The following is a 20,403-nucleotide window of genomic DNA, read 5'->3' on the forward strand; positions in this document are numbered from 1 at the left end:
ATATCGACGTTACATGCCGATGCGCAGTTTGACTTTAGAAACGATAGCCGACGCGCAAATATGTGACGATCGGGTTGAGCGTGATTTTCGCTTGCGACTGGACATTGAGCGTGCCGACAGGCGTTTGAGCCTGCGTGTTCAGCTTTGCCGTGGCCTTCAAAGGAATGAACGACACGGAAAATCCGGCAAACCAGTGTTCTGTGAAATTGTAAGTCGCACCGACGTTAAACACAGGCGCCCACGAACTATCCGTGTCGACTGTGGTCGGACCATGCAGGACGGAGCCTTCGAATTGCTGATTCGTGATCTTTGCGTCGGTGAACCAGGTGCGCGTCACACCAACACCGACGAACGGACGGAACTTCGCGGTAGGAGCATTGAAGAAGTATTTGAACAGCAGCGTCGGGCTCCATTGCTTCGCGCTACCGAGCTTGCCGTACTGCGAGAAGGTGCCTGTGCCTTCGAGATCGAACGTGGGCGGCACGCCCATTTCGAGTTCCGCTGCGATGTGGTCGGTAGCGAAGTAGCCCAATGTGAAGCCGGCCGTGTCAGCGCTCGAAATGCCGGCGCCGGTGCCGGGAACATCGATATTGACCGGAGATCCGCCTACACTGGTTTCTTTGAGCGGACCACTGCTGTCTTGCGGGGCAAAGTGAAACCAGCCTGCTGTTGCATAGAAGGATCCAGCAGATTGCGCATGTGCCGCGGTAGACACACACGCTAATGCCGCGATCCCCGTGATGACTTGTTTTATTTTCAATTTGTGCTCCTCCAAAAAAGCACGCTCATTATGAACACAACATTTCACATTAACCATAGCGATGCCGTAGAGCATTTTCCCTAGGGCAAAGAGCGGCTTTGGGGCCTCGTTGCACGGCACTTGCATGTGTTTGTCCGCGCTACCGAAACGGCTCCGAAAGGCCCCCGATTGGGGTAACACAAATGCGACCAACGGAATATCCAGAATGGCACGGCTTGCACGACTCTACGTTCCCGAACAGCCGCAGCATGTCATCCTGCGTGGTCTCGACCAGCAACCCGCCTTCGTCGACGACCAGGACTACGAGCTCTTCATCGACTGCTTGAGGACTGCTTCACGTGATCATCACCTCTCCATCCACGCCTACGCTCTGATGCCGCAAGCGGTGCATCTGCTCGTCACGCCTCGCGACGAGTCCAGCTTGCCCAAAGCGATGCAGGCAGTAGGACGTCGTTACGTAGCGCACTTCAATCGCCGTTACACGCGACGCGGCACCCTGTGGGAAGGCCGCTATCGTGCCACGGTCATCGAGGGCGAACGTTACTTTTTGCTCGCCACACGCGTCGTCGAAATGGCGCCCGTGCGCGCGCAACTCGTCGCGGCGCCGCAGGACTACAAGTGGTCCAGCTTCCGTCATCACATCGGGCTCACTCTGGATGGGCTGATCACCGACCATCCGCTCTTCTGGTCGCTCGGCAACACGCCATTCGAGCGCCAGCACGCCTACAAGGAACTGTGCGAGCAACCGCTCGACGAGCGCGAAGCCAACCGTCTCCTGCAAGCGACACTCAAAGGCTGGGTGCTGGGCAGCGATGCCTATCGCGAATGGGCATCGCATGCAGCCAACCGACGCGTGTCGCCGCTGCCGCGCGGACGTCCGCGCAAGATCCGCGAAACTCCACAAACCCAATAACGGCGCGTCACGGCAAACCTGAAGCGAAAATGAAACGGCGTCTCGAAATTGCGGGATTCGCCGTTTCTTTTTCGTCGACAACGATGCGTCCCTAATATATCGGTGCGTGTTTGCACCATATCGATAATTGGTGCCGCATCATTAAGTTTTATTTGCCATCTTTTTGATTCGTCGCGTATATTTCGATTTCCGGCGATTGCCGCGGTGCAGCGTGCCGCGCACGACCGTGCTTCGTGACGCTTTCCAAGCTGAAAAAAACGGTCGCAAGCGACAAGAAAATGGTTCAACGGCCGAGTCGGCCCCTCACAGTAGAGACGGTGTCCCCATGAACGATCATCAGCAACCGGCAGCCGGTTCGCTTCCCGCCGCGCAGGGCATGTATGACCCTGCGAACGAGCATGACGCCTGCGGCGTCGGCTTTGTCGCCCATATCAAGGGGAAAAAGAGCCACGAGATCATTCAGCAGGGTCTCAAGATTCTCGAAAATCTCGATCACCGCGGCGCGGTCGGTGCGGATCCGCTGATGGGCGATGGCGCCGGCATCCTGATCCAGGTGCCGGACGGCTTCTATCGCGAAGAAATGGCCAAGCAGGGCGTGACGTTGCCGCCGGCTGGCGAGTACGGCGTCGGCATGATCTTTCTGCCGAAGGAACATGCGTCGCGTCTCGCGTGCGAGCAGGAGCTGGAGCGCACGGTCAAGGCCGAAGGCCAGGTGGTGCTCGGCTGGCGTGACGTGCCCGTCGATTCCAACATGCCGATTTCGCCGACCGTGAAGGCGAGCGAGCCGCTGATCCGCCAGATCTTCATCGGCCGCGGCAAGGACATCGTCGTAACTGACGCGCTCGAGCGCAAGCTGTACATCATCCGCAAGACGGCGAGCCACCGCATTCAGGCGCTGAAGCTCAAGCACGGCAAGGAATACTTCGTGCCGTCGATGTCGTCGCGCACGGTCGTCTACAAGGGCCTGCTGCTGGCGGGTCAGGTCGGCGTGTACTACCGCGACCTGCAGGACGAGCGTGTCGTGTCGGCACTCGCGCTCGTGCACCAGCGCTTCTCGACCAACACGTTCCCGGCGTGGGAGCTCGCGCACCCGTATCGGATGATCGCGCACAACGGTGAAATCAACACCGTGAAGGGCAACGTCAACTGGCTGAACGCGCGCACCGGCGCGATCGCGTCCTACGTGCTCGGCGACGATCTGCCGAAGCTTTGGCCGCTGATCTATCCGGGCCAGTCGGACACGGCGTCGTTCGACAACTGTCTCGAACTGCTCGTGATGGCCGGCTACCCGCTCGTCCACGCGATGATGATGATGATCCCCGAAGCGTGGGAACAGCACACGCTGATGGACGACAACCGCCGCGCGTTCTACGAATACCACGCCGCGATGATGGAGCCGTGGGACGGTCCCGCCGCGATCGCGTTCACCGATGGCCGCCAGATCGGCGCAACGCTGGACCGTAACGGTCTGCGTCCGGCGCGCTATCTCGTCACCGACGACGATCTCGTGATCCTCGCGTCGGAGTCCGGCGTGCTGCCCATTCCCGAATCGAAGATCGTCAAGAAGTGGCGTCTGCAGCCGGGCAAGATGTTCCTGATCGACATGGAGCAGGGCCGCATCATCGAGGACAAGGAGCTCAAGGACAACCTGTCCAACGCGAAGCCGTACAAGAGCTGGATCGACGCCGTGCGCATCAAGCTCGACGAAATCGAGCCGAAGGCCGAAGACGTCGAAACGCAACGCCGCGAAGCCGCCGCGCTGCTCGATCGCCAGCAGGCGTTCGGCTACACGCAGGAGGACCTCAAGTTCCTGATGGCGCCGATGGCGCAGTCGGGCGAAGAGGCCGTCGGCTCGATGGGCAACGACTCGCCGCTCGCGGTCATGTCCAACAAGAGCAAGACGCTCTACAACTACTTCAAGCAGTTGTTCGCGCAAGTGACGAACCCGCCGATCGACCCGATCCGCGAGAACATGGTGATGTCGCTGAACTCGTTCATCGGTCCGAAGCCGAACCTGCTCGACACGACCAACATCAACCCGACGATGCGCCTCGAAGTGTCGCAGCCCGTGCTCGACTTCAAGGACATCGCGAAGATCCGCGCCATCGACAAGTACACCGGCGGCAAGTTCAGCTCGTACGAACTGAACATCTGCTATCCGGTGGCGTGGGGCAAGGAAGGTATCGAGGCGCGCATCGCGTCGCTGTGCGCGGAAGCGGTCGATGCCGTGAAATCCGGCTACAACATCCTGATCGTGTCCGATCGCAAGATGGACCGCGATAACGTCGGGATTCCGGCGCTGCTCGCCACGTCCGCGATTCACTCGCATCTCGTCGCGCACGGTCTGCGCACGAGCACGGGTCTCGTCGTGGAAACGGGCTCGGCGCGCGAGACGCATCACTTCGCGCTGCTCGCGGGCTACGGCGCGGAAGCCGTTCACCCGTACCTCGCGCTCGAAACGCTCGCCAACATGGCCGATGGCCTGAAGGGCGACCTGTCGGCCGACAAGGTCATCTACAACTTCACGAAGGCGGTCGGCAAGGGCCTGTTGAAGGTCATGTCGAAGATGGGCATTTCGACGTACATGTCCTACACCGGCGCGCAGATTTTCGAAGGCGTCGGCCTGTCGACGGAGCTGGTCGAGAAGTACTTCCGTGGTACGGCGACGAAGGTCGGCGGCATCGGCCTCTTCGAAGTGGCGGAAGAAGCGATCCACCTGCATCGCGACGCATTCGGCGACAACCCGGTCCTCGCGAACATGCTCGACGCGGGCGGCGAGTATGCGTACCGCGTGCGCGGCGAAGAGCACATGTGGACGCCTGACGCGATCGCCAAGCTGCAGCACTCGGCGCGCAGCAACTCGTATCAGACGTACAAGGAATACGCGCACATCATCAACGACCAGACGAAGCGTCACATGACGTTCCGTGGCCTGTTCGAGTTCAAGGTCGAGCCGACGAAAGCGATTCCGCTCGACGAAGTCGAATCGGCGAAGGACATCGTCAAGCGCTTCGCAACGGGCGCGATGTCGCTCGGCTCGATCAGCACGGAAGCGCACGCCACGCTGGCTGTCGCGATGAACCGCATCGGCGGCAAGTCGAACACCGGCGAAGGCGGCGAGGACGAAACGCGTTATCGCAACGAACTGCGCGGCATTCCGATCAAGAACGGCGACACGCTGCAATCGATCATCGGCAAGGAAGTCGTCAGCGACATTCCGCTGAAGGACGGCGATTCGCTGCGCTCGAAAATCAAGCAGGTCGCGTCCGGGCGTTTCGGCGTGACGGCGGAATATCTGTCGTCGGCGGATCAGATCCAGATCAAGATGGCGCAGGGCGCGAAGCCGGGCGAAGGCGGTCAGTTGCCGGGCCACAAGGTTTCCGAGTACATCGGCAAGCTGCGTTATTCGGTGCCGGGCGTCGGCCTGATTTCGCCGCCGCCGCACCACGACATCTATTCGATCGAAGACTTGGCACAGCTCATTCACGATCTGAAGAACGTGAATTCGGCGTCGAGCATTTCGGTGAAGCTGGTGTCGGAAGTCGGTGTCGGCACGGTTGCCGCCGGTGTCGCGAAGGCGAAGGCGGATCACGTCGTGATCGCGGGTCATGACGGCGGCACGGGCGCGTCGCCCTTGTCGTCGCTGAAGCACGCGGGCACGCCGTGGGAACTCGGCCTCGCCGAAACCCAGCAGACGCTCGTGCTGAACCGTCTGCGCGGCCGTATCCGCGTGCAGGCCGACGGCCAGATGAAGACCGGCCGCGACGTCGTGATCGGCGCGCTGCTCGGCGCGGACGAATTCGGCTTCGCGACGGCGCCGCTCGTCGTCGAAGGCTGCATCATGATGCGCAAGTGCCATCTGAATACGTGCCCGGTGGGCGTCGCGACGCAGGACCCGGTGCTGCGCGCGAAGTTCTCCGGCCAGCCGGAACACGTCGTCAACTTCTTCTTCTTCGTCGCGGAAGAAGTGCGCGAGATCATGGCGCAGTTCGGCATCCGCAAGTTCGACGATCTGATCGGCCGCGTCGATCTGCTCGACATGAAGAAGGGCGTCGAGCACTGGAAGGCGAAGGGTCTCGACTTCTCGCGCATCTTCTATCAGGTGCCGGTTGGCGAAGACGTCGCGCGCAAGCATGTCGACGTGCAGGATCACGGCCTCGACAAGGCGCTCGATCACGTGCTGATCGAGAAGTCGAAGGCGGCGATCGAGAAGGGCGAGCATGTGTCGTTCATCCAGCCGGTGCGCAACGTGAACCGCACGGTCGGCGCGATGCTGTCCGGTCTGATCGCGAAGAAGCACGGTCACGACGGTCTGCCTGACGACTCGATCCATATCCAGTTGAAGGGCACGGCGGGCCAGAGCTTCGGCGCGTTCCTGGCGAAGGGCGTCACGCTGGATCTCGTCGGCGACGGCAACGACTATGTCGGCAAGGGCCTGTCGGGCGGGCGCATCATCATTCGCCCGACCAACGACTTCCGCGGCAAGTCCGAAGAAAACATCATCTGCGGCAACACGGTGATGTACGGCGCGATCGAAGGCGAATCGTATTTCCGCGGCGTCGCGGGCGAGCGCTTCTGCGTGCGTAACTCGGGCGCGACGGCGGTCGTCGAAGGCACCGGCGATCACGGCTGCGAATACATGACGGGCGGCACGGTGGTCGTGCTCGGCGAGACGGGCCGCAACTTCGCGGCGGGCATGTCGGGCGGCATCGCATTCGTGTACGACCCGGACGGCACGTTCGCCGGCAAGTGCAACAAGTCGATGGTCGCGCTCGATCCGGTGCTGCAGCAGGCCGAACAGGAGCGCACGGTGGATCGCGCGCTGTGGCACACCGGCAAGACCGACGAAGCGCTGCTCAAGGGCTTGATCGAGCGTCACTTCCAGTTCACCGGTTCGCCGCGCGCGAAGTCGCTGCTCGAGAACTGGGATTCGGCTCGCCGCCAGTTCGTCAAGGTGTTCCCGACCGAGTACAAGCGCGCGCTCACCGAGCTCGGCGCGAAGAAGTCGAAGGACGCCATCGCGGCTTAAGGCCCGAATCGCAACGTTTAGAAAGGCTCTCCCGTGCGTGTGCATCGGGGAGCTCGATCCTCACCAAATACAGAGAAAGAAATGGGCAAGGCAACCGGTTTTCTCGAATTCGAACGCCGCCACGAGGCGTACGAAGCACCGCTGACCCGCGTCAAGCATTACAAGGAATTCGTCGCCGCGCTGACGGATGAAGACGCCAAGGTTCAAGGCGCGCGCTGCATGGATTGCGGCATTCCGTTCTGCAACAACGGCTGCCCGGTCAACAACATCATTCCGGACTTCAACGATCTCGTGTTCCAGCAGGACTGGAAGAGCGCGATCAACGTGCTGCACTCGACGAACAACTTCCCGGAGTTCACGGGCCGCATCTGTCCGGCGCCGTGCGAAGCGGCGTGCACGCTCGGCATCAACGACGATCCGGTCGGCATCAAGTCGATCGAGCACGCGATCATCGACAAAGCCTTCACCGAAGGCTGGGTCGTGCCGCAGCCGCCGAAGCACAAGACGGGCAAGAAGGTCGCTGTCGTCGGTTCCGGTCCTGCGGGCCTCGCGGCCGCGCAACAGCTCGGGCGCGCGGGGCATGAAGTCGTCGTGTTCGAGAAGAACGATCGCATCGGCGGTCTGTTGCGTTACGGCATTCCCGACTTCAAGCTGGAGAAGTGGCTGATCGACCGCCGTATGCGTCAGATGGAAGCCGAAGGCGTTTCCTTCCGCACGAACGTGTTCATCGGCAAGGATCCGTTGCCGGCGTACATCGGCAACACGGCGAAGGAATCGATCACGCCGGACGAGCTGAAGGAACAGTTCGACGCGGTCGTGATCGCGGGCGGCTCGGAAACGCCGCGCGATTTGCCGGTGCCGGGCCGCGAGCTGGAAGGCATCTACTACGCGATGGAATTCCTGCCGCAGCAGAACAAGGTCAACGCCGGCGACAAGCTGACGGATCAACTGCTGGCGAAGGGCAAGCATGTCGTCGTGATCGGCGGCGGCGATACGGGGTCGGACTGCGTGGGCACGTCGAATCGTCATGGCGCGAAGAGCGTGGCGCAGTTCGAACTGCTCGCGCAACCGCCCGAGGAAGAAAACAAGCCGCTCGTGTGGCCGTATTGGCCGATCAAGCTGCGCACTTCGTCGTCGCATGAAGAAGGTTGCGATCGCGACTGGTCGGTGGCGACGAAGCGCTTCGAAGGCAAGAACGGCAAGGTCGAAAAGCTGATCGCGGTGCGCGTCGAGTGGAAGGGCGGCAAGATGCAGGAAGTGCCGAATTCCGAATTCGAACTGAAGGCCGATCTCGTGCTGCTCGCGATGGGTTTCACCCAGCCGGTGTCGCCGGTGCTGGAGGCGTTCGGCGTCGAGAAGGATGCGCGTGGGAACGTGCGCGCGGCGACGGAAGGCGACAAGGCGTATTACACGTCGGCGGACAAGGTGTTCACGGCGGGCGATATGCGCCGTGGTCAGTCGCTGGTCGTTTGGGCGATTCGCGAAGGACGTCAGTGTGCGCGGTCGGTGGATGCGTATCTGATGGGGGCGAGCGAGTTGCCGCGGTAGGTCGTCGAGCGACGATGCGAAAAGGCCACGCAGTTGCGTGGCCTTTTTTGTTTTGGCTGCGCGTGGCTCAAACCTCCGCCATCGCCCTCTCGATCTCGATCTTGTAATCATGGAACATCGCCACCGACTCGCGATGCGCCACGCTCAGAATCGCCGCCTTCGGCAGCCGCTCCACGAGCGTGTTGTAGATATGCAGTTCGTTTTCCGCGTCGAGCGCGCTGGTGGCTTCATCGAGGAACACGAAGTCCGGCTTGTGCAGCAGCACGCGCGCCGCGGCAAGACGCTGTTGCTCGCCCGGCGACAGACTCCGCGCCCAGTGCGCGCTTTCCTCCAGCCGGTCCGCATACGCTTCCAGATTGCACAGACGCAGCGCTTCGCGCGATTCGTCGTCGCTGAACGTGCCGCCGGGCGACGGATACGACAGCGCCGCGCGCAGCGTCCCGATCGGCAGATAACTCATTTGCGGGATGAACATCATTTTCGCGTCGACGGGCGCATCGATGGTGCCGTCGCCGAACGGCCACAAACCAGCCAGCGCACGCATCAACGTGCTCTTGCCCGACCCGGACGGCCCGACGACGAGCCAGCGCGAGCCCGGCTCGATCGACACGTTCGCCACACGCGAGAGCGGCGTGCCGTTGGGCAGCGCGAGCATGAGGCCGTTCGTCGTGAGGGAAGGCGTGCTCGTGTAATGCAGGTTGATGCCGCCGTGCTCCGTCGCCGGCGACGTTTCCTCGCGGATATGAGTCGAGCGCATCACGCGTTTGAATTCGCGCAGACGGTTGACGGTAGCGCGCCATTCGACCAACGTCGAATAACTATTGATGAACCATGAAAACGAATCGCTGACCGTGCCGAACGCCGATGAAATCTGCATCAGCACGCCAAACGAAAACGCGCCCGCGAAGTAGCGCGGCGCGGCGACCATGATCGGAAAGATGATCGCGATCTGCCCGTAGAAGCTCAACACGAAGGTCATGCGCTTCGTGTACTTCATGATGAGCCACCAGTTGTCGCGAATGCGCTGGAAGATGGTTTTTGCGTTGGCGGTCTCGGTGGAGATGCCGTCGTAGAACGCGATCTGTTCGGCGTTTTCGCGCACCCGAATCAGCCCGAAGCGAAAATCCGCTTCCACTTTCTGCTGCTGATAGTTGATCGACACGAGCGGATGCCCGACCTTCTGGATGATCAGCGAGCCGAGAATCGCATAGAGCGCGGCGGCCCACACCATGTAGCCCGGAATCGTGATCGGCGTGGCGCCGAGCGAAAACGTGAGCGCGCCCGCAATGGTCCAGAGAATCGTGATGAAGGTGACGAGCGTGACGAGCGTCGAAAGCAGGTCGAGCGACAGCGAAAGCGTGGTGGTGGCGAAGGACTGGAGGTCGTCGGAAATACGCTGGTCGGGGTTATCGGCGAGGCGATCGCGCTCGATACGGTAGAACGCCTTGTCGCCAAGCCATTGCTCCAGAAACCGGTTGGTGAGCCACTGCCGCCAGCGGAACGCGAGCATCTGCCGCAGATAGCGCCCGTACACCGCGAGCAGGATGTACGCGAACGCGAGGCCCGTGAAGATCAGCAGCAGATGCGGGAAGTCCTTGACGTTCTTGTTCTGCAGCGCGTTGTAGAAGTCGGCGTTCCAGCTGTTGAGCCGGACATTGATCCACACGACCGTCATGTTGATCGCGATGATCGCGACGAGCAGGCCCCACGCGAAACCGCGCTCCTCCGAGACCCAGTAGGGCTTGATGAGGCTCCAGGCCGAGACTTCGTCGGCCTTCTGCTGCGTGCTTTCGGTACGAGTGTTGGTCATGAGCTTCCTGCTGATGCGCCCCGTGGCGCCCGATTGTGACGTCCGCGGCCGGGCCGCGCGCGGCGTTTTCCGGCCCCGTAAATTGTTCCGGGATTCTCTTAACGCTCGCTTAATTTCGTGCGATTGGCCGGCGAACCATGTTCGCGGCATTGTGCCAGAGTGCCGACGCGCGCGATAAAAGGCGGGCAATCCCGGTTTGCAGCGGCTTCGCCTTTCATGTTTTAATGATCCTCGACGAAACAGGGGTGCTTCGCGTGCATCGGCGGCAGGAACGGTCGGCAGCGCGGCGAGGCTGAGAGAGACCCTTTGCACCCGATCCGGGTAATACCGGCGAGGGAAGTTTCCGGAGAACGCGCGAATCCCGCGCCATTCCTCCAGTCTCTTCCAGTATTTTTCTTCCGCCCGGCACGTTTCATCCGATGCCGAGCCGGTCTCTCCGCTGATTTCGTCCTCGTGATGTGGCGTCGCGCCAGCACGGTCGAGATCGCGTACTTCGTCTCCTCGTGCGGTGCAGCGTCACGCCCTTTGGAGACATCGAATTGAACAGGATCGAACAGGGCGCCGCGCGCGGGCAGGACTTCGCCGTCGTCGGCGGCGGGCTCGTCGGACGGCTCGTCGCCTGGCAGCTCGCGGGCGCGGGCCATGACGTCGCGCTCTACGAACGCGGCGATGCGGCGGGCACGCAATCGGCTGCGTGGGTCGCCGCCGCGATGCTCGCGCCGCTCGCGGAAGCGGCGAGCGCGGAGCCGCTCGTGGTCGGCCTCGGCGCGGCGTCGCTCGAACGCTGGCCGCGTCTCATCGAGCAATTGCCCGAGCCGGTCTTCTTTCAGCGCAACGGCACGCTCGTCGTGTGGCACGGTGCCGATCGCGCCGAGGCGCCACTCTTCGAGCGCCGTCTGCGCGCCAATTCGCCTCCCGATCTGCTCGATGGCGGCTTCGTCAAGCTCGCGGGCGCGCAGGTCGCGCAGGCCGAACCCGCGCTCGGAACGCGCTTCGCGCAGGGCTGGCTGCTGCCGAACGAAGGCCAGCTGGATAACCGCCAGGCCCTGAGCGCGCTCGCGGCCGGACTCGCTGCGCGCGGCGTGCGCACGCACTGGAACACGCCGGTCGACGCAATGCCCGACGCCCGCTGGATCATCGATTGCCGTGGTCTGGGCGGAAAGCCCGCGTGGCCCGCGCTGCGCGGCATCCGCGGCGAGGTTGCGCGCGTGCATGCGCCGGGCATCGGGCTTTCGCGGCCGGTGCGGCTGCTGCATCCGCGCTATCCGCTCTATATCGCGCCGAAGGAGAACGATCTGTACGTGATCGGCGCGACGGAAGTGGAAGGCGAAGACATGTCGCCCGTCAGCGTGCGCTCGGCGCTCGAACTGCTGAGCGCGGCTTTCGCCGTGCATCCGGGCTTCGGCGAGGCGCGCATCCTCGAACTGAATTCGCATTGCCGGCCGACCTTGCCGGATCATCGGCCGGCAATTGTCTGGGACGGGGCGCGGACCGTGCGCGTGAACGGCCTGTACCGGCACGGTTTCATGATCGCGCCCGAAGTCGCGGATGCTGCGAGTCATCTGGCCGAAGCGCTCGCTTCAGGCGACGTCGCCGATGCCGACACTTTCTCCGATTTCCGCGGCGCCGCGCGCTGGCCCGAGCTGCTGCACGGCGAGTTCTCGGTCGCGCCCGCGCTTTCGCATTGAGCAAGAGACAAACGAGATGAACATCCACATCAATCAGCGTGTCTTCGATTTGCCCGACACCGCCACCGTTACCGAAGCGCTCGCCGCGTTCGGCGCGAAGCCGCCATTCGCGGTTGCGTTGAACGGCCAGTTCGTCGGGCGCGGCGAGCACGCCACGAAAACGCTCGCCGCGGGCGACAAGCTCGACGTCGTGTCGCCCGTCGCGGGCGGCTGAATTCCGAACCGAAGGATCGAATCATGACCATATCCACCGCCGACGTTCTCACGCTCTACGGCGAGACCTTTCCGAGCCGCGTGCTGCTCGGCACTTCGCGTTATCCGTCGCTGCAATCGCTGTCCGACTCCATCGACGCCGCGCGGCCCGGCATGGTCACGGTCGCGCTGCGCCGCCAGTCGGAAACGGGCGAAGCCGGCTTTTTCGATGTGCTGAAGCGCCACGGCGTCGCGTTGCTTCCCAACACGGCCGGATGTCAGAGCGTCGACGAAGTGCTGACCACCGCCCATATGGCGCGCGAAGTCTTCGAAACGCCGTGGATCAAGCTGGAGCTGATCGGCGACGATTACACGCTGCAGCCCGACCCGATCGGCCTCGTGGAAGCGTCCGCGAAGCTGATCCGCGAAGGTTTCAAGGTGCTGCCGTATTGCACGGAAGACCTCGTGATCGGCAGGCGCCTTCTCGATGCCGGCTGTGAAGCGCTGATGCCGTGGGGCGCGCCGATCGGCACCGGCAAAGGCGTAACCAATCCGTACGGGCTGCGCACGCTGCGCGAGCGGCTGCCGGACGTGCCGCTGATCGTCGATGCCGGTCTCGGTGTGCCGTCGCACGCCTGCCAGGTGATGGAATGGGGCTTCGACGGCGTGCTGCTCAATACGGCCGTATCGCAGGCGACTTTCCCGCCGCAGATGGCGCGGGCCTTTGCGTTGGGCGTCGAAGCGGGGCGCACCGCATTTCTCGCCGGCCCGATGGCCGAGCGCGACAGCGCGCAGGCGAGCACGCCGGTCGTCGGCATGCCGTTCTGGCATCAGGACGGAGGCGCGACATGAGCTTGCTGAATCGCGAAGTTTTCTGGCCGCCGGCCGACGAACTGATCGAAGTCGCCGAGCGGATTCGCGCGCGTCTGGGCGAATGGCCCGCGGCCGAAACGCGCTGGCGCATCTGCCTGACCGCGCCGGAATCGCCGAAAGCCGGCGATCTGATCGTCGCGGCCGAGTTGCACGACGCGGACAGCGCGCGGCTCCTGGCAAGCGGCGCGACGGTGCTCGACGCGCGTGACGGCCGCGTGACGCTGCATCGTGGCGACGAACGTGTCGCGCTGGAAGGCGAATGGTCCGATGATTGGCTGGCCGCGCTCGCCGCCTTCCTCGATTGCAACTTCGAACCGCACGACGCGCTCACGCTCGCGCTCGCCTGGCGCGCGGGCGACGAGAACAAGGCGGACGCCTGGCCTGTCGATTTCGCTACTTTCCCGCGCGTCGCCGATTTGCCGCCGGCTCCCGAGGGCGGCTTCCCGGCGTGTCCCGATCGCCTCGGCCTGTATCCGGTGTTGCCGAGCGCGGACTGGGTGGAACGCGTGCTGGACCTCGGCGTGCGCACCGCGCAATTGCGCCGCAAATCGACCGACGCCACCGATTTGAGCAGCGAAATCGCACGCTCGGTCGAGGCGGGGCGTCGGCATGACGCGCAGCTTTTCATCAACGACCATTGGCGCGAGGCGATCGCGGCGGGCGCGTACGGCGTGCATCTCGGCCAGGAAGACGTGCAGACGGCCGATCTGAACGCGATCGCGAAGGCCGGCGTGCGACTCGGACTATCGACCCACGGCTATTACGAGATGCTGCGCGCGCTGCATTTCAAGCCGAGCTATCTCGCGCTCGGCGCCGTTTTCCCGACCACGACGAAAGTCATGCCGACCAAGCCGCAAGGGCTCGCACGGCTCACGCGCTACGTGCAACTTCTGTCGGGACGCGTGCCGCTCGTCGCGATCGGCGGAATCGACGCCAAGGTGATGCCGGACGTCCTCGCGACGCGCGTCGGCAGCGCTGCGGTCGTGCGCGCGGTCACCGAAGCGGCGGACACGGCGGCGGCGGTCTCGTTGCTGCAACAAATGTTTGCAAGTCAATGGTGAAAAATCCCAAAAACGAAGGGGCGCAAACCTAGGCAAAGCACCGATTGCACGCAGGCCCTATAATTCGGCCTTTTGCGTCAACGGAATCTCTTACCCAGTGCCTGCTTCTTCCGAGACTCTGCTGGAGCTACGCGACGTCGATTTCGGCTACGGCGACCGGCTCGTACTGTCGAACCTGAACATGCGTTTCCCGCGTGGGCAGGTGGTCGCGGTCATGGGCGGCTCCGGCTGCGGCAAAACCACGACCTTGCGCCTGGTCGGCGGCCTCGTGAAGGCGAGCCGCGGCCAGGTCACGTTCGATGGACAGGACGTCGGCGCGCAGACGCGCGACGGTTTGTACGCGCTGCGCCGCAAGATGGGCATGCTGTTTCAGTTCGGCGCGTTGTTTACTGACCAGACCGTGTTCGAGAACGTGGCGTTTCCGCTGCGCGAGCACACCGATCTGCCGGAAGCGTTGATCCGCGATCTCGTGCTGATGAAGCTGAACGCCGTCGGTCTGCGCGGCGCGCGCGATCTCGCACCGTCCGAAATATCGGGTGGCATGGCGCGGCGTGTGGCGCTCGCCCGTGCCATCGCGCTCGATCCGCAGCTCATGATGTACGACGAACCGTTCGCCGGCCTCGATCCCATCTCGCTCGGCATCACGGCGCAACTCATCCGCACGATCAACGACGCGCTCGGCGCAACCTCCATTCTCGTCACGCACGACGTGCCGGAATCGTTCGCCATCGCCGACTACGTGTATTTCATCGCGAACGGCGGCATCCACGCCGAAGGCACGCCGGCGGAGCTGCGCGCATCGCAGGACCCGACCGTGCGCCAGTTCATCGACGGCACGCCGGACGGCCCGTTCAAGTTCCACTACGCGAGCACGCCGCTCGCCGCGGATTTCGGCATCGGAGGGCAGGCATGATCAGCGCGCTCGGACGCTGGGTGCTCGACGGTTTCGGCACCGCGGGCTACGCGACGCGCATGTTCCTGCGCCTCGTGCTCGAATTGTTTTCGCTGTTGCGTCGCCCGCGACTCGTCACGAAACAGATCCACTTCGTCGGCAATTATTCGCTCGTGATCATCGCGGTGTCGGGATTGTTCGTCGGCTTCGTGCTCGGCTTGCAGGGCTATTACACGCTGAGCCGCTACGGCTCGGAGCAGGCGCTCGGCCTGCTCGTCGCGCTTTCGCTCGTGCGCGAGCTCGGGCCGGTCGTCACGGCGCTGTTGTTCGCGGGGCGCGCGGGCACGTCGCTCACCGCCGAAATCGGGCTGATGAAGGCGGGCGAGCAACTCACCGCGATGGAAATGATGGCGGTCGACCCGCTCAAAGTGGTCGTCGCGCCGCGCATGTGGGCGGGCATCATCGCCATGCCGGTTCTCGCGGCCATTTTCAGCGCGGTCGGCATCATCGGGGGCTACGTCGTCGGCGTGATCTTGATCGGTGTCGATCCGGGCGCGTTCTGGTCGCAGATGCAGGGCGGCGTGGATGTATGGCGCGATGTCGGCAATGGCGTCATCAAGAGCATCGTGTTCGGCTTCGCGGTGACGTTCATCGCGTTGTTCCAGGGCTACGAGGCAAAACCGACGCCGGAAGGCGTGTCGCGAGCGACGACCAAGACCGTCGTGTACGCGTCGCTCGCCGTACTCGGGCTCGATTTCCTGCTGACCGCATTGATGTTCAGCTAATGGACCAGGCGCAGGCGCCGGGCAAGGCGCGGGGCGTTGTGAAGGGCACAGACCGTCACGCGCCATCTGCGAAAAGATTCTCTTTGGGAAGACGATGAAAAAGACTGCTCTCGACTTTTGGGTCGGCCTCTTCGTGGTGCTCGGTTTCGTGGCGCTGCTCTTTCTTGCGCTGAAGGCGGGCAACATGAGCTCGCTGTCGTTCCAGCAAACCTACGAGGTGAAACTCAAGTTCGACAACATCGGCGGGCTCAAGGCGCGTGCGCCGGTCAAGAGCGCGGGCGTGACGGTCGGGCGCGTGGGCGGCATCGGTTTCGACTCGAACACGTACCAGGCTGTCGTCACGATCGATATCGACAAGCAGTACCAGTTCCCGAAGGATTCGTCGGCGAAGATCCTGACGTCGGGTCTGCTCGGTGAGCAGTACATCGGCCTCGAGCCGGGCGGCGACGATCAAATGCTGAAGAACGGCGACACCATCACGATGACGCAATCGGCCGTGGTCCTCGAAAACCTGATCGGCCAGTTCCTCTACGACAAGGCGGCGGATTCCGGCGCCTCGAAATCATCGGCAGCGCCGGCAGCGCCTGCGCCCGCACCGGCTTTTCCGGGCGCGGCGAGCGCGATGGGCGCATCGGGCGCGGCTGGGGCGAACGCCGCCTCGGCACCGGCTCAATAAGGAGAACAGCATGCAGGCGATGGGGATGCGGCGCGCAATCATCGTGACGGGCGCGATCGCGCTCGCCGGCTGCACGACGGTGACGACACCAACCAAAGGGGATCCGCTCGAGAGCTACAACCGGACGATGTTCACGATCAACGATACGGTCGATCAGTACGCGTTGAAGCCGGTGGCGAAGGGTTACGTGTGGGCCGTGCCGGAGCCGGTGCGCAACAGCGTGACCAACTTCTTCTCGAATATCGGTGACGTCTACATCGCCGCGAACAATCTGCTGCAGTTGAAGATTGCGGATGGCGTGTCGGACATCATGCGCGTCGCGATCAACACATTGTTCGGCGTCGGCGGCCTGTTCGACGTCGCGACCATCGCGAAGCTGCCGAAGCACTCGGGCGATTTCGGCCTGACGCTCGGTCACTATGGCGTGCCGGCCGGCCCGTATGTCGTGCTGCCGTTGCTCGGGCCGAGCACCGTGCGGGATTCGGCGGGTTTGGTCGTCGATTATTTCGGCAATCCGCTCACCTACGTGAGCCCGGATTCGGTGAGCTGGGCGCTCTATGGCGTGAACCTCATCAATGTGCGCGCGAATTTGCTCGGCGCAACCGACGTGCTCGCCGATGCCGCTCTCGACAAGTACTCTTTCGTGCGTAACGCGTACTTGCAACGCCGTCAGTATCTGATCTCCGGCGGCGAAACCAACATGCCGGATTACGGCGAAGCGCCGCTGCCGAATTACGGCGACGAGGGCGCGGCTCCCGCGGCGGGTGCATCGGCCACAGCGGCTCCGGCTTCGGGCACGGCCGCTGCGCCAGCTCCGGCGAGCGGACCGAGCAGTACGGTGCCGGGCAACCAGTATGTCCCGCCGTCTGGTTTCCCTTCATTCCGCTTGCGTTGAGCGGGTTTTCGCTAACGCGCGGTAACATATCTAACGACATTTCTTACGCTTTGGATGCTGCACCGCCTGAACTCGATTCAGGCGGTGCGCTCAAACCGAAGCCTCTACTTTTGCAGGGTCTGTGATGAAAAAACTTCTCCTTCTTCCCATCTTCGCGATGTTCATGGCGCTTTGCGGCGCGGCGTCGGCGCAGAGCGTCGATTCGAGTTCGCCTGACGTGCTGATCAAGACGGTGACGCAACAGGTCCTCGACGAGATCAAGTCCGACCCGAAGATTCAGTCGGGCGATATCGCCAAGATCACCGAGCTCGTCAACCAGAAGATCCTGCCGTACACGGATTTCACGCGCACGACGCGCCTCGTGATGGGCCGCAACTGGAATTCGGCGACGCCGGAGCAGCAAAAGCAGATCGTCGAGCAGTTCAAGATGTTGCTGATCCGCACGTACTCGGGCGCGCTCGCCCAGGTGCGCAATCAGACGGTGCAGTACAAGCCGTTCCGCGCGAATCCGGACGATACCGACGTTGTGGTCCGCTCGGTCGTGATGAACAACGGCTCGCCGGTCGAACTCGACTATCGCCTGTACAAGACGGCGCAAGGCTGGCGCGTGTACGACATCAACGTGCTCGGCGCATGGCTGATCCAGGCGTATCAACAGCAGTTCAACGAGCAGATCTCGCAAAATGGCGTGGGCGGTCTGCTGCAGTTCCTGACGCAGCGTAACCAGCAACTCGCGAGCGGCAAGGCATCGTGAGCACGCCAGTCACGGGCGGCCGTTTCCAGACGGCCGCGACCCTGACCCACGAAAGCGCGAAGGCCGCGCTCGACTCGGGTCTGTCGCGCATCGCAGCAGGCGCGACCGAAGTCGATTGCGCACCGCTCACGCAGTTCGACTCCTCCGCGCTCGCCGTGCTGCTTGCATGGCAGCGCGCCGCGTCCGCGCGCGGCGCCGCACTGGGCGTCGTCAATCTTCCTTCCGGGCTCGTCAGTCTCGCGCGAGCCTACGGCGTCGATACGCTTCTCTCGTTCCGACATTGATCCTGTTCTGACACCCCGTGCAGAACGCGGCAGCGCGCTTCGCTGCCGCAATCAGGATCGCTCCGAAGTCGGCCCCAGCCGCTTTGCCCTATAATCAAACGTTTTTTTCGGGCCCCAACCCGGCCCTTTTTGGTCCGAGCCCGGGTCCGTCAAGCGAAAAAATCCGCACATTTGAGGCGCGGCCGTGCGCGGCGCGCGCACTGTCTACATGTCAGCCATAGAAATCCGAAACGTCAGGAAGCGCTACAAGGATCTCCAGGCGCTTAAAGGCGTGAGCCTCACGGTGGAAGAGGGCGAGTTCTTCGGCTTGCTCGGCCCCAACGGCGCGGGCAAAACCACGTTGATCAGCATTCTGGCCGGCCTGGCGCGCGCCGATAGCGGCACGATCTCCGTGCGCGGCCACGATGTCGTCAGCGACTTCCGGGCGGCGCGGCGCGCACTCGGCGTCGTGCCGCAGGAACTCGTGTTCGATCCGTTCTTCACCGTGCGCGAGTCGCTCCGGATCCAGTCGGGCTACTTCGGCTTGCGCAACAACGACGACTGGATCGACGAGGTCATGGCCAATCTCGATCTCACCGAAAAAGCCGACGTCAACACGCGCGCGCTGTCGGGTGGGATGAAGCGCCGCGTGCTCGTCGCACAGGCGCTGGTGCATCGTCCGCCCGTGATCGTGCTCGATGAGCCCACCGCCGGCGTCGATGTTGAATTGCGTCAGACGCTCTGGAAGTTCATCTCGCGCCTGAATCGCGAAGGTCACACGATCGTGCTGACGACGCACTATCTCGAAGAAGCCGAATCGCTGTGTCACCGGCTCGCGATGCTTCGTCGCGGTGAAGTCGTTGCGCTCGAGCGCACGAGCACGCTGTTGCAGCGTTTCTCGGGCATGCAGTTGTATCTGCGTCTGTCGAACGGTGCGTTGCCCGCCGACTTGCGCGCGCTCGAAGTCGATCCGCACGCGGTGTCGGGCGCGCAGCATCTGCTGCGCCTCGCGAGCTACGACGACGTCGAGCCGATTCTCGCGAAATGCCGCGCGGCAGGCTGCACGTTCGATGAAATCGACGTGCGCAAGGCCGATCTGGAAGACGTGTTCGTGCAGGTGATGAACGAGCCGGAAGTGGTCGAGGGGCTTTCATGAGCGGTTTCCAGACGTTGTTCTACAAGGAGGTGCTGCGCTTCTGGAAGGTTTCGTTTCAGACCGTGCTCGCGCCGGTCGTCACGGCGCTGCTGTATCTGACCATCTTCGGTCACGCGTTGTCGGGCCACGTGCAGGTGTATCCGGGCGTCGGCTACACGAGCTTTCTCGTGCCCGGCCTCGTGATGATGAGCGTGCTGCAGAACGCGTTCGCGAACAGTTCGTCGTCGCTGATCCAGTCGAAGATCACCGGCAATCTCGTATTCGTGCTGCTGCCGCCGATCGCGCATTGGGAAATGTTCTTTGCGTACGTGCTGGCGTCGGTCGTGCGCGGACTGTGCGTGGGCTTCGGCGTGTTCATCGTGACGATATGGTTCATCCCGATGTCTTTTTCCGCGCCGTTCTACATCATTGCGTTCGCGATCCTCGGTTCGGGCATTCTCGGCACGCTGGGTCTGGTCGCGGGCATCTGGGCCGACAAGTTCGATCAGCTGGCCGCGTTCCAGAACTTCCTGATCATGCCGCTCACGTTTCTTTCCGGCGTGTTCTACTCGACACATACGCTGCCGCCCCTGTGGCGCGCGGTGTCGCATCTGAATCCGTTCTTCTACATGATCGACGGCTTTCGTTACGGCTTCTTCGGCCTGTCCGACGTGAATCCGCTGGTCAGTCTCGGCATCGTCGGCGGATTCCTGGCCGTGCTGGCGCTGATCGCCGTGCGAATGCTCGCGAGCGGCTACAAGCTGCGTCACTAATTCAAGGAGACTTCCATGTTGCCGACTCCGGAGCAAGTGAAGGACTACATCGCTGGCGGCTTGTCCTGCCAGCATCTCGAAGTGGAAGGCGACGGCCAGCACTTTTTCGCGACCATCGTGAGCGATGCGTTCGTCGGCAAGCGGCTGATCGCGCGTCATCAACTGGTTTATGCGGCGCTCGGCGAGCGCATGCGCGAGGAGATTCATGCGCTGAGCATGAAGACCCTCACCCCCGACGAGTGGAAATCGGCCTGAGTCCACCCGGCGAAGCCAATCAGGTCACACGACTCAATTCACGTAACACCGGCATCACCGGCAGACAAAGGCAGTAAGAGTGCGATTCATTCAAGATAACC

General features: G+C 63.1%; 18 protein-coding genes and 1 riboswitch. Of the genes, 16 read left to right on the forward strand and 2 right to left on the reverse strand.

Annotated elements, in window-relative coordinates; genetic code table 11:
* Positions 1–34 precede the first annotated feature (34 nt).
* Positions 35–760 (reverse strand): OmpW/AlkL family protein, encoded by a 726-nt coding sequence (locus tag PQR08_RS24620; RefSeq protein WP_187609332.1) that lies wholly within the window; start codon positions 758–760, stop codon positions 35–37.
* Positions 761–965: 205 nt separating this feature from the next.
* Here PQR08_RS24620 and PQR08_RS24625 point away from each other — a divergent pair, with 205 nt between their 5' ends.
* The 3 genes from PQR08_RS24625 (at position 966) to PQR08_RS24635 (ending at position 8,250) form a co-directional block, all read left to right on the forward strand.
* The gene (locus tag PQR08_RS24625; protein WP_035506683.1) at positions 966–1,673 is read left to right on the forward strand and encodes a transposase; all 708 of its coding nucleotides are present in this window, start codon (positions 966–968) and stop codon (positions 1,671–1,673) included.
* A 325-nt stretch (positions 1,674–1,998) separates the two neighbouring features.
* Complete coding sequence (locus tag PQR08_RS24630) at positions 1,999–6,702, forward strand: glutamate synthase-related protein (protein WP_408162558.1); 4,704 nt, start codon at positions 1,999–2,001, stop codon at positions 6,700–6,702.
* Positions 6,703–6,783: 81 nt separating this feature from the next.
* Positions 6,784–8,250: a glutamate synthase subunit beta gene (locus PQR08_RS24635; RefSeq protein WP_408162560.1), complete on the forward strand. Its 1,467-nt coding sequence runs from the start codon at positions 6,784–6,786 to the stop codon at positions 8,248–8,250.
* Between the two features lie 67 nt (positions 8,251–8,317).
* On the opposite strand, the gene PQR08_RS24640 is transcribed toward PQR08_RS24635, so the two are convergent.
* Positions 8,318–10,060, reverse strand: a complete 1,743-nt coding sequence (locus tag PQR08_RS24640) for an ABC transporter ATP-binding protein/permease (RefSeq protein ID WP_187609303.1) — start codon at positions 10,058–10,060, stop codon at positions 8,318–8,320.
* Positions 10,061–10,291: 231 nt separating this feature from the next.
* Positions 10,292–10,416, forward strand: a riboswitch (TPP riboswitch).
* A gap of 183 nt (positions 10,417–10,599) precedes the next feature.
* Here PQR08_RS24640 and PQR08_RS24645 point away from each other — a divergent pair.
* The 13 genes from PQR08_RS24645 (at position 10,600) to PQR08_RS24705 (ending at position 20,302) form a co-directional block, all read left to right on the forward strand.
* Positions 10,600–11,748, forward strand: a complete 1,149-nt coding sequence (locus PQR08_RS24645; protein WP_408162562.1) for an FAD-dependent oxidoreductase — start codon at positions 10,600–10,602, stop codon at positions 11,746–11,748.
* Between the two features lie 16 nt (positions 11,749–11,764).
* Entirely contained in the window at positions 11,765–11,962 is a 198-nt protein-coding gene (gene thiS / locus PQR08_RS24650) for a sulfur carrier protein ThiS (protein ID WP_035506668.1), read from the forward strand.
* A gap of 23 nt (positions 11,963–11,985) precedes the next feature.
* On the forward strand, positions 11,986–12,792 hold the full coding sequence (locus tag PQR08_RS24655) for a thiazole synthase (protein ID WP_408162564.1): 807 nt from the start codon (positions 11,986–11,988) through the stop codon (positions 12,790–12,792).
* Positions 12,789–13,874 (forward strand): thiamine phosphate synthase, encoded by a 1,086-nt coding sequence (gene thiE / locus PQR08_RS24660; RefSeq protein ID WP_408162566.1) that lies wholly within the window; start codon positions 12,789–12,791, stop codon positions 13,872–13,874. Before PQR08_RS24655 ends, thiE begins: the two co-directional genes overlap by 4 nt.
* 97 nt (positions 13,875–13,971) lie before the next feature.
* Positions 13,972–14,787, forward strand: coding sequence for an ABC transporter ATP-binding protein (locus PQR08_RS24665; protein WP_238295344.1), 816 nt, complete (start codon positions 13,972–13,974; stop codon positions 14,785–14,787).
* Positions 14,784–15,551 carry a lipid asymmetry maintenance ABC transporter permease subunit MlaE gene (gene mlaE / locus PQR08_RS24670; RefSeq protein ID WP_187609298.1) on the forward strand — a complete coding sequence of 256 codons (768 nt, stop codon included), beginning with the start codon at positions 14,784–14,786 and terminating at the stop codon, positions 15,549–15,551. The genes PQR08_RS24665 and mlaE overlap by 4 nt, the downstream gene beginning before the upstream one ends.
* Positions 15,552–15,645: 94 nt before the next feature.
* Positions 15,646–16,227, forward strand: a complete 582-nt coding sequence (gene mlaD / locus PQR08_RS24675; RefSeq protein ID WP_408162569.1) for an outer membrane lipid asymmetry maintenance protein MlaD — start codon at positions 15,646–15,648, stop codon at positions 16,225–16,227.
* Positions 16,228–16,237: 10 nt separating this feature from the next.
* On the forward strand, positions 16,238–17,122 hold the full coding sequence (locus tag PQR08_RS24680) for an MlaA family lipoprotein (RefSeq protein ID WP_408162570.1): 885 nt from the start codon (positions 16,238–16,240) through the stop codon (positions 17,120–17,122).
* Positions 17,123–17,246: 124 nt separating this feature from the next.
* Positions 17,247–17,876, forward strand: coding sequence for an MlaC/ttg2D family ABC transporter substrate-binding protein (locus tag PQR08_RS24685; RefSeq protein WP_035506659.1), 630 nt, complete (start codon positions 17,247–17,249; stop codon positions 17,874–17,876).
* Complete coding sequence (locus tag PQR08_RS24690; RefSeq protein ID WP_238217186.1) at positions 17,873–18,160, forward strand: STAS domain-containing protein; 288 nt, start codon at positions 17,873–17,875, stop codon at positions 18,158–18,160. Before PQR08_RS24685 ends, PQR08_RS24690 begins: the two co-directional genes overlap by 4 nt.
* Before the next feature lie 208 nt (positions 18,161–18,368).
* Positions 18,369–19,295 carry an ABC transporter ATP-binding protein gene (locus PQR08_RS24695; protein WP_187609295.1) on the forward strand — a complete coding sequence of 309 codons (927 nt, stop codon included), beginning with the start codon at positions 18,369–18,371 and terminating at the stop codon, positions 19,293–19,295.
* Complete coding sequence (locus PQR08_RS24700) at positions 19,292–20,047, forward strand: ABC transporter permease (RefSeq protein WP_408162572.1); 756 nt, start codon at positions 19,292–19,294, stop codon at positions 20,045–20,047. Before PQR08_RS24695 ends, PQR08_RS24700 begins: the two co-directional genes overlap by 4 nt.
* A 15-nt stretch (positions 20,048–20,062) precedes the next feature.
* Positions 20,063–20,302 carry a BolA family protein gene (locus tag PQR08_RS24705; RefSeq protein ID WP_035506651.1) on the forward strand — a complete coding sequence of 80 codons (240 nt, stop codon included), beginning with the start codon at positions 20,063–20,065 and terminating at the stop codon, positions 20,300–20,302.
* Positions 20,303–20,403 lie beyond the last annotated feature (101 nt).

Origin of the sequence: Caballeronia jiangsuensis, assembly GCF_046030135.1 — a bacterium.
Lineage (GTDB): Bacteria > Pseudomonadota > Gammaproteobacteria > Burkholderiales > Burkholderiaceae > Caballeronia > Caballeronia jiangsuensis.